Below are 9813 nucleotides of genomic sequence, written 5' to 3' on the forward strand. Positions count from 1 at the left end.
CCCTTGAGGGGGCGGGCGACGGCGAGGCCGGCCAGCACCGTGTAGAAGCAGGCGCCGCTGACCAGCTGCCAGCTGCCGAAGCCGGTCACGACCGCGTCGACGAGCAGGAGCGCGGTGGCGGCCGCGGCCAGCAGGACGGGCGCGTACGCGAAGCCGGCGGTCTTCCCGCCGGTGCTCTTCCCGCGCGGGGTACCGGTGGCGATGGCCTCGGCGAGCGGGCCCGAGTCGGTGAGGTCGTACAGCGCCCGCGCCGCGCGGTCGGTGCGCTGCGCCTTGCGCGTGAGCGAGCGGAGCACGCGGCCCGCCGTGGTGTAGCAGGCGGCGAGCGCGCAGCCGATGAGCAGGGCGTAGAAGACGATACGGGGCGTGGTGACGGCCGTGAGGACGGCGATCATCGCCCAGCGCTCACCGATCGGCAGGACGATCATGCGGCGGGCCCAGACAGTCCAGCCGACGCTGTCCAGCCGGTCCGAAAGGGCCGCCGTGGGGCTGGTGTTGGCGGTGGCGTCGTGGTTGGCCTCGTTGAAGGAGAAGTCCACGACGTGGCGGCAGGTCTGGAGGACCATCGCGCCGAGGGCCAGCGCCCAGACGTCGTCGCCACCGCGGGCCGCACCGAGCGCGAGGCCCGCGTAGTACGCGTACTCCTTGGCGCGGTCGAAGGTGGCGTCGAGCCAGGCGCCCATCGTGGAGTACTGCAGCGAGTAGCGGGCCAACTGGCCGTCGGTGCAGTCCAGCACGAAGGAGAAGAGCAGGAGGACGCCGGCCGCGAGGTAGCCGGGGCGCGTGCCGGTGGCGGCGCAGCCCGCGGCGATCAGGGCCGTGAGGAGGGAGGCGGTGGTGACCTGGTTGGGGGTGAGGCCTCTGCGGGCGCACCAGCGGGCGAGGTAGCGGGAGTAGGGGCTGACGCAGAAGGTGGTGAAGAAGCCGTCTCTCGCCTTTACGGCGGTGCGGAGGCGGATCTTTTCGTCGTCTACGGCGGCGACGGCCGTCTGCGCCTCCGCGCGGGCGGTGTCGTTCGCGGGGACGGTCGCGACCAGGGCGCCCAGGTCTGGGCGGTGGACGCTTGTGCCGTTGGCTTCGAGAGTCTCGGCCAGTACGTCCGGGAGCGGTCGCGCCGTCGTGGTGGGGGTCGTTGATCCGGCTGCCCGCCGGTGGTCGTCCGCTGTGCCAGCCCGTCCCTCCCCCGAGCACTCCGTGCAGGGGGTACCCCCAGGCGGACGATCTCCCACAGCGGGTGGTGTGTCCGCGCCATCGTCGGCGTGACGGCCCGCGGTGGCGGTTGTGGGGACGACCGCGGCCAGCGCCGCCCTTGCTTCCGGCTGGGCCGTTACCGCGCCTGGGATGGCTGCCGCTGGGTAGCGGGGGTCTGTCAGGGCGAGGCGGAGGGCGTGGGGGTGGGCGACCAGGTTCGGGTCGACGACGGCCACTCGGTCCTCGGGTGGGGCCGCGGCCAGCAGGGCCGGGACGTCGTCGGCCGCCGTGGCGGAGACCACGTCGAAGCCCAGGGCGCGCAGCTCGCTCTCCAGCTGCGACCCGGCGACCGGAGGACCGGTGAGGATGGCGGTCGACAGACGAACTCACTCCTTGGGCAACTGACTTGGCCGCGCGGGCTCAGGGCCTCATCGCGTAGCCCGTACGTACGGGCGGGCGGCGCGTCGGCAGAGGTTATCGGATTCCCGGAAGTGACCGTTCATCGACCGTTTACGTCCCGATAAGGCCACAGTGGTTGCGCTGGACGACCGACGCGGGAACGCCTCCGCCGAGCATCATGGTGGATCGCGGCGGCCGGGGACAAACGGCCGGCGCCCGGGCCCGAGGGCTAGGCTGCCGGGCATGACATGGCTGATCACCGGCGGTGCCGGTTATATCGGGGCACATGTGGTGCGGGCGATGACGGAGGCCGGGGAGAGCGCGGTCGTGCTCGACGACCTCAGCGCCGGCGTCACCGACCGGCTCCCGGAGGGAATCCCGCTGGTCAAGGGCACGGTCCTGGACCGCGAACTGCTGGATCGCACGCTGGCCGAGCACGGCGTCACGGGTGTGGTGCATCTCGCGGCGCGCAAGCAGGTCGGGCAGTCCGTCGAGGAGCCGCTGCTCTACTACCGCGAGAACCTGCAGGGCCTCACCGTTCTGCTGGAGGCCGCGGTCGCCGCGGACGTACGGCACTTCGTCTTCTCGTCCTCGGCCGCCGTCTACGGGATGCCGGATGTGGACCTCGTCACGGAGACCACCGCGTGCCGTCCGATGAGCCCGTACGGCGAGACCAAGCTCGCGGGCGAGTGGCTCGTAAGAGCCACTGGCCGCGCGCACGGGATGGCGACGGCCTGTCTGCGCTACTTCAACGTGGCGGGTGCCGCGCGCCCCGAGCTGGCGGACACCGGGGTGTTCAACGTCATCCCGATGTTCTTCGAGGCGCTGACGCACGGCCGGGCGCCCCAGATCTTCGGCGACGACTATCCGACGCCGGACGGCACCTGCGTCCGCGACTACATCCATGTCGCCGACCTGGCCGCCGCCCACCTCGCCGCCGCGCGGCGGCTCGCGGGGCAGCAGGAGGCCGGCGACCTGACGGTGAACATCGGCACCGGGCACGGGGTCTCCGTACGCGAACTGGCCGATCTGGTCGCCGAGGTGTCGGGGCTCACGAAGCCGCCCGCCGAGGTCGTCGCCCGGCGGCCGGGCGATCCGGCCCGCGTGGTCGCCTCCGCCGCCCTCGCGGAGCGGGAACTGGGCTGGGCCCCGCGCCACACGGTCCGCGACATGGTCGAGTCGGCCTGGGAAGGCTGGCAACGGAGGTCCCTCCGGGGGACTGAGGTTGGGGACTGAGGCGGAGGGCTGAGGCGACCCGGTCGAGGGACCGCCCGACGGCTCCCTGGACCACGGGCCGCCCCAACGCTCCCTGAGCCAGGGGCGGCCCGGGGCCCACGGTGGCCCCACCCCTTCCGTGGCTCGGCCGAGGCCGGGCGGGCCGGCCCGGGACGGCTGGCAGCGGAGGCTCCTTTGGGAGACCAAGGCGGCGTGGCCGCCCGGGGCCGCGGTGCCACTTGGGATCGCCCGCCGCACCGGCGGCGAAGTTCCCGCCGCGATGGCGGTTCTCGACGGCCGTCACCCCCGGGGCTCCGACCGAGGCCGGTCGAGTCGGTCTGGGGCGGCCGGCAAGGGCGGGCCGCTGTCGGCGGAGTCCGGAGGTGCCGGATCGGCACCGGGGCTTCCCGTCCTCTGGGCCGAGGCGCAAAGCCGCAGGTCAGCGCATATGACAACGGTGTTCAGTGCCGTGTTGCCCCATGCCCCTGCCCGTAGTTCACTGTCAGCGGCGCCGGCCGCCGCCGGGGCTTACCGCGGTCGCTCGGCCGCAGGCGTTCTCGGGAGGCACTCGCCATGGGAGCAGGGCACGACCACGGCCACGCGCACGCCCCGCCGCCGGGGGCGTCCGGAACCGCAGCCGCGGCCTACCGCGGGCGGCTCCGGATCGCGCTGGGTCTGACCCTGGGTGTGCTCGTGGCGGAGATCACGGGCGGCATGCTCACCGGGTCGCTCGCGCTGCTCGCCGACGCCGGGCACATGGCGACCGACGCGGTCGGCATCGCGATGGCGCTGCTGGCCATCCACTTCGCCAACCGCCCACCGAGCGAGCGCCGCACCTTCGGCTACGCCCGCGCCGAGATCCTCGCCGCGCTCGCCAACTGTCTGCTGCTGATCGGGGTCGGCGGCTTCATCCTCTACGAGGCGGTGCAGCGGCTGATCGAGCCGCCGCAGGTGGACGGCCCGCTGACGGCGGTGTTCGGCGCGATCGGCCTGTGCGCGAACGTGCTCTCGCTGGCGCTGCTCATGCGCGGCCAGAAGGAGAGCCTCAACGTCCGCGGGGCGTTCCTGGAGGTCATGGCCGACGCGCTGGGCTCGTTCGCGGTGATCGTCTCGGCGGTGCTGGTGGTAGCGACCGGCTTCGAGCGGGCCGACCCGATCGCCTCGCTGGCGATCGGCCTGATGATCGTGCCTCGCACCTGGCGGCTGCTGCGCGAGGCGCTCGACGTCCTGCTGGAGGCCGCGCCGAAGGACGTGGACATGGCGGAGGTCAGATCGCACATCCTGGCGCTGCCCGGGGTCGAAGGCGTGCACGATCTGCATGCGTGGACGATCACGTCGGGACTGCCGGTGCTCTCCGCCCATGTGGTCGTGCAGGAGAAGGTGCTCGACGCGGTCGGATACGAGAAGATGCTGCACGACCTCCAGGGCTGTCTGGGCGAGCACTTCGACGTGGAGCACTGCACGTTCCAGTTGGAGCCGGTGGGGCACGCGGAACACGAGGCCAGGCTCTGCCACTGAAGCCCGGCATGCCACTGAAACCCGGCGCCCATGCCTGGTCGCGAGGTCGGCCGTACTGGTCATATGAGCCGCCTGACAGGCTGAACCTGGCGGGTAGTGAGCGCGGCGGCGCCCGTTTTGTGCGGCAGACTTGGCGCCCGTAGTCGAACAGAAGGATGGCCATGCCGATCACCCCAGCCTCAGCGGCCGCCTCGGATCTCTCGTCCGGCGGGTCCGCGGCACCGATCATGCTCGAACTGGTCGATGAGAACGGCACGACGATCGGCACCGCGGAGAAGCACTCCGCGCACGTGCCGCCCGGCCGGCTGCATCGCGCCTTCTCGGTCTTCCTCTTCGACAGCACGGGGCGGCTGCTGCTCCAGCGCCGCGCCCAGGGGAAGTACCACTCCCCCGGCGTCTGGTCGAACACCTGCTGCGGCCACCCGTACCCCGGCGAGCCACCGTTCACCGCGGCGGCGCGGCGTACGGCGGAGGAGCTGGGGGTCTCGCCCTCGCTGCTGTGCGAGGCGGGCACGGTGCGCTACAACCACCCGGATCCGGCGTCGGGTCTGGTGGAGCAGGAGTACAACCACCTGTTCGTGGGAGTGGTGAAGGGCGAGCCGCGGCCGGATCCGGAGGAGGTCGGCGAGACGGCGTTCGTGACGGCGGCGGAGCTGGCGAAGCTGCATGAGGAGGGGCCGTTCTCGGCCTGGTTCATGACGGTGCTGGACGCGGCGCGGCCCGCGATCCGGGAGCTGACGGGGCAGTCGGCGAGCTGGTAGCCGGCGGGGCTGGTGGACGACGGGCTGTCAGGCGACGGGCTATTGGACGGCGGACTGACTGTCACGCGGCAGGCTTCCGAGGTTTCCGCGGCCTCGGTGTGCGCGGGCTTTCCGAGGCTTCAGTGTGCGGGGTGGCCGCTGAGAGGCATCGCGGCCCAGACGACCTTGCCGCCGGTCGCCGTGTGCTCGACGTCGCAGACCCCGCCCGCCTCGGCGGTGATCGCCTTGACGAGCAGCAGCCCGCGGCCGCCGGTCTGCCCCTGGTCGGCCACCAGGGCCTTGGGGCGGTACGGGTGGTTGTCCTCGACGGCCACCCGCACCCAGTCGGCGCCGACGGAGACCTCGACCGCTATTTCCGGGGAGAGCAGGGCCGCGTGCCGTACGGCGTTGGTGACGAGTTCGGACACGATGAGCAGGAGGCCCTGGACGACGTCGTCCTGGACCGGTACGCGCTGGTTCCGCAGCAGGTCGCGGACCGCGTGCCTGGCCTGCGGAACCGATGACTCCATGGCTGGGGCGGTGAACCGCCACACCCCCTCGTACGGCAGTGGAGCGGTCAGCCCTTCGGTGACAGGGGCGCTGGGCGCTGCCTGTCTCGGGTCGGGCGGTACGCTCCCGCGGATCTCCATGTCCGGCACCAACTCTCGCCCTCGCGCGACGTTCCCCGCAGCCCCCGCTGCCGCACCGGGGGCGTCGGGCACGCGGTGTGACGGCTGAGTCCACTTCACACGTTGAGTGTTGGCAATGTTCCGGTCCGCACCTGTCGGGTGCCCGGAAGTTGATGCTTATCGACGGTTTCTGATCAGGTACGGAAGAGCTGGGATGGTCGGTGACCGGTCTTGTCCGTCTGTTTCCATGCGCGAAGACCGGTTCACGCAGGCCGGTTTGAGCGGTGGGAGACGGTCGGTGGGCGGGGCGGTGCGCGCGGCCGGAGGCCTGGGCGGCCGCTTCCGCCTGCCCGGATAGCATCCGGGCCATGGAGCCCACCGAGCCCGGACTGCGGGCGTCCGTCGCCGACGGGGTCGCGACGGTCGTCATACACCACCCCGCCAAGCGCAACGCCATGACCAACGCGATGTGGCTGCGGCTGCCGCGCCTGCTGGACGGGCTCGCGGCCGACCCGGCCGTGCGGGCGCTGGTACTGACCGGTTCCGGCGACACGTTCTGCGCGGGCGCGGACATCGGCTCGCTGCGGGACTCCGCGGACTCGGCGGCCGAGTCGCAGGGGCTCTCGGTGACCGCGGAGGAAGCGCTGGCGAACTTCCCGAAGCCGACGCTGGCTGCCGTACGCGGTTACTGCGTGGGCGGCGGCTGCCAGCTGGCCGCGGCCTGCGATCTGCGCTTCGCCGCCGAGAGGGCGTCCTTCGGCGTCACCCCGGCCAAGCTCGGCATCGTCTACCCGGCCGTGTCGACCCGGCGCCTGACGGCCCTGGTCGGCCCGGCGACCGCCAAGTACCTGCTGTTCTCCGCGGAGTTGATCGGCACCGAGCGGGCGTTGCGCACCGGCCTGGTGGACGAGGTGCTGCCGGGAGACGGACTCGACAGCCGCGTCGCGGAGTTCACCCGCGTCCTGGCCTCGCGCTCCCTCCTCACCCAGTCCGCCGCCAAGGAGTTCGCAGGCGGCCCCACCACCCCCGCCCGCGAAACCCACTGGGCCGCACAGGCCCACGCGAGCCCGGACCGCGCGGAGGGCGTCGCGGCGTTCCTGGAGCGGAGAGAGCCGCGCTTCACGTGGACGGGGGTGCGGGACGGGTCCTGAAGCGGGGCGTTCCGGCGGCGCCGAGGCCGGTGGTCGTGGCGTTGTCGGTGGGGCCTGCCAGAATGCAGGCACCAGCGGCAACGACAAGGCGGAACGGATCGTGACGACGTCGATCGAGAGCAGGATCGCCGAGGAGCTCGGCGTACGGGAGCGGCAGGTGAAGGCGGCCGTCGAGCTGCTCGACGGCGGTTCGACCGTGCCGTTCATCGCGCGCTACCGCAAGGAAGCGACCGAGATGCTCGACGACGCGCAGCTGCGCTCCCTCGAGGAGCGGCTGCGCTATCTGCGGGAGCTGGAGGAGCGGCGTACCGTGATCCTCGAATCGGTGCGTGAGCAGGGCAAGCTGGATGAGGCCCTGGAGCAGCGCATCCGGGCCGCCGACACCAAGGCCCGACTCGAGGACATCTACCTGCCGTTCAAGCCCAAGCGGCGTACGAAGGCGCAGATCGCGCGCGAGGCCGGGCTCGAACCGCTCGCCGACGGGCTGCTGGGCGACCCGGCGGTCGAACCGCTCGCCGCGGCCGCCGCGTTCGTGGACGCGGACAAGGGCGTGGCCAACGCCGCCGCCGCGCTGGACGGCGCCCGCGCCATCCTCACCGAGCGGTTCGGCGAGGACGCCGACCTGATCGGCGAGGTCCGCGAGCGGATGTGGCAGCGCGGGCAGCTGGCCGCGAAGGTGCGGGACGGCAAGGAGGAGGCGGGCGCGAAGTTCGCCGACTACTTCGACTTCGCCGAGCCGTTCACCGAACTCCCCTCGCACCGCGTGCTGGCGATGTTCCGGGGCGAGAAGGAGGAGGTCCTCGACCTCGCCCTGGAGCCCGCCGGGCCCGGCGACGAGCCGGAGGAGGGCCCCAGCTCGTACGAGCGGGCGGTCGCCGCCCGGTTCGGGATCGCCGACCGCGGGCGCCCGGCCGACAAGTGGCTCGCCGATACGGTCCGTTGGGCCTGGCGCACCCGCATCCTGGTCCACCTCGGCATCGACCTGAGGCTGCGGCTGCGGCAGGCCGCCGAGGACGAGGCGGTGCGCGTCTTCGCGGCCAACCTGCGCGACCTGCTGCTCGCCGCGCCCGCCGGCACGCGCGCGACGATGGGCCTGGACCCCGGTTTCCGTACGGGCGTGAAGGTGGCCGTCGTGGACGCGACCGGCAAGGTGGCCGCGACCGACACGATCTACCCGCACGTGCCGCAGCAGAAGTGGGACGAGTCGCTGGCGACGCTGGCCCGGCTCGCGCGCGAGCACGGCGTGGAGCTGGTCGCGATCGGCAACGGGACGGCCTCCCGCGAGACCGACAAGCTCGCGGCCGATCTCATCGCACGGCAGCCGGAGTTGAAGCTGACGAAGGTGATGGTCTCCGAGGCGGGCGCGTCGGTCTACTCGGCGTCGGCCTTCGCCTCGCAGGAACTGCCGGGGATGGATGTGTCCCTGCGCGGCGCGGTGTCGATCGCGCGGCGGCTCCAGGACCCGCTGGCCGAACTGGTGAAGATCGACCCGAAGTCGATCGGCGTCGGGCAGTACCAGCACGACCTGTCCGAGGTGAAGCTCTCGCGCTCGCTGGACGCGGTGGTCGAGGACTGTGTGAACGGGGTGGGCGTGGACGTCAACACGGCGTCCGCGCCGCTGCTCGCGCGCGTGTCCGGCATCGGTGCGGGCCTCGCCGAGAACATCGTGGCGCACCGGGACGCGAACGGCGCCTTCCGCGCCCGGAAGCAGCTCAAGGAGGTGGCGCGGCTCGGGCCGAAGGCGTACGAGCAGTGCGCGGGGTTCCTGCGCATCCGCGGCGGGGACGACCCGCTGGACGCCTCCAGCGTGCACCCCGAGGCGTATCCGGTGGTGCGGCGGATCGCCGCGTCCGCCGGGGGCGACGTGAAGGAGCTGATCGGCAACTCGGGCGTGCTGCGGGGGCTTCGGGCCGAGAGCTTCGTGGACGAGTCGTTCGGTCTGCCGACCGTCACGGACATCCTCAAGGAGCTGGAGAAGCCCGGGCGCGACCCGCGGCCCGCGTTCAAGACGGCCGTCTTCAAGGAGGGCGTCGAGAAGATCGGCGACCTGGAGTCCGGGATGATCCTGGAGGGGGTCGTCACGAACGTCGCGGCGTTCGGGGCGTTCGTGGACGTGGGTGTGCACCAGGACGGGTTGGTGCATGTCTCGGCCATGTCGCGGACGTTCGTGAAGGATCCTCGGGATGTGGTGAAGCCGGGGGACATCGTGCGGGTGAAGGTGCTCGATGTGGACATTCCGCGAAAGCGGATCTCGCTGACGCTGCGGTTGGAGGATGAGTCGCCGTCCGGCGAGGGTGGCGCGAGTGCCGGTGCGGGCGCGGGCCGCGCCGGGCGCGGGGCGCCGCAGCCGCCGCGCCGCGAACGCGGCGGACGGGGTGATCGCGGGGGCCGCGGAGGCAGTGGCAGCGCGGGGCGTGGCCGCGAGTCCGCCCCTGCGAACGGGGCAATGGCGGATGCGCTGCGGAGAGCGGGGCTGCTGGGCCCTCAGGGGAAGCGGTAACGTCGGCATTGTTCGGCCCTCGCCGTGGGGTAGGCGTTCCGCGGGGCGGAACGCCTACCCCACGTCCCCACCTGATCCTCAGCCGCGGCCCCGCTGGGCACCTCTGCCGCCGAGCAACGAGCACCGACGGGCTGTTGTGTGCGGAAAGGCGCCTCAGCGGACGGTGGGGATCGGCGCGGCGTCGCCATGCGGGAAGTCGAGGGTGGCCCACTTGCCACCGGCGACCAGGGCTGCAAAGCGGTGCAAGAGCCCGTCGGCATCGATCCAGTAGCGGGTGCGGCGTTCGGTGGACCCGGTGAAGGTGCGCGGTGCAGGCGGGGCGGTGTCGCCGGAGTCGGGGGGCTGGGGGCCGGCGATGACAGTGACAGGGGTGCCGTTCAGTCGTTCGCTGCGCAGCCAGCTCGCCCCTCCCTGGCGCAGCAGTTGGGCGTTCTCGGGACGGTCCGCGCCCAGGGAGAGGGCCAGCAGCA

Annotated in this window: 7 protein-coding genes and 1 pseudogene; 5 read left to right on the forward strand and 3 right to left on the reverse strand. The window is 72.4% G+C overall.

What is annotated here, in order from left to right; translation table 11 throughout:
* Positions 1-1493: DUF5941 domain-containing protein (locus tag AOK16_RS08450; protein WP_055471618.1), on the reverse strand; the 1493-nt coding region annotated here is incomplete at its 3' end.
* 340 nt (positions 1494-1833) lie between these two features.
* Between AOK16_RS08450 and galE the strand changes: the two genes are divergently transcribed.
* From galE to idi, 3 genes are all read left to right on the forward strand, one after another.
* Positions 1834-2826, forward strand: a complete 993-nt coding sequence (galE, locus tag AOK16_RS08455) for a UDP-glucose 4-epimerase GalE (protein ID WP_055471619.1) — start codon at positions 1834-1836, stop codon at positions 2824-2826.
* Between the two features lie 552 nt (positions 2827-3378).
* Positions 3379-4323, forward strand: coding sequence for a cation diffusion facilitator family transporter (locus tag AOK16_RS08460; RefSeq protein ID WP_055471620.1), 945 nt, complete (start codon positions 3379-3381; stop codon positions 4321-4323).
* Between the two features lie 161 nt (positions 4324-4484).
* A complete protein-coding gene (gene idi / locus AOK16_RS08465) occupies positions 4485-5084 on the forward strand; it encodes an isopentenyl-diphosphate Delta-isomerase (protein WP_055471621.1) in 600 nt (199 codons plus the stop codon).
* Between the two features lie 119 nt (positions 5085-5203).
* Here idi and AOK16_RS08470 read toward each other — a convergent pair whose 3' ends face one another.
* Positions 5204-5713, reverse strand: coding sequence for an ATP-binding protein (locus AOK16_RS08470; protein WP_079101188.1), 510 nt, complete (start codon positions 5711-5713; stop codon positions 5204-5206).
* A 347-nt stretch (positions 5714-6060) separates the two neighbouring features.
* On the opposite strand from AOK16_RS08470, the gene AOK16_RS08475 reads away from it, so the two are divergent.
* Positions 6061-6843, forward strand: a complete 783-nt coding sequence (locus tag AOK16_RS08475) for an enoyl-CoA hydratase/isomerase family protein (protein WP_055471622.1) — start codon at positions 6061-6063, stop codon at positions 6841-6843.
* A gap of 100 nt (positions 6844-6943) precedes the next feature.
* Entirely contained in the window at positions 6944-9343 is a 2400-nt protein-coding gene (locus AOK16_RS08480) for a Tex family protein (protein WP_055471623.1), read from the forward strand.
* Between the two features lie 153 nt (positions 9344-9496).
* Here AOK16_RS08480 and AOK16_RS08485 read toward each other — a convergent pair.
* Positions 9497-9813, reverse strand: a pseudogene (locus AOK16_RS08485) (hypothetical protein); the annotation flags it as partial.

Source organism: Streptomyces pathocidini, assembly GCF_001418495.1.
Classification (GTDB): Bacteria; Actinomycetota; Actinomycetes; order Streptomycetales; family Streptomycetaceae; genus Streptomyces; species Streptomyces pathocidini.

Excerpts from the sequence above, each read along its gene's own strand:
- galE (WP_055471619.1), top strand. The coding sequence starts at position 1,834 with ATGACATGGCTGATCACCGGCGGTGCCGGTTATATCGGGGCACATGTG.
- idi (WP_055471621.1), top strand. The coding sequence starts at position 4,485 with ATGCCGATCACCCCAGCCTCAGCGGCCGCCTCGGATCTCTCGTCCGGC.
- AOK16_RS08470 (WP_079101188.1), bottom strand. The coding sequence starts at position 5,713 with ATGGAGATCCGCGGGAGCGTACCGCCCGACCCGAGACAGGCAGCGCCC.
- AOK16_RS08460 (WP_055471620.1), top strand. The coding sequence starts at position 3,379 with ATGGGAGCAGGGCACGACCACGGCCACGCGCACGCCCCGCCGCCGGGG.
- AOK16_RS08475 (WP_055471622.1), top strand. The coding sequence starts at position 6,061 with ATGGAGCCCACCGAGCCCGGACTGCGGGCGTCCGTCGCCGACGGGGTC.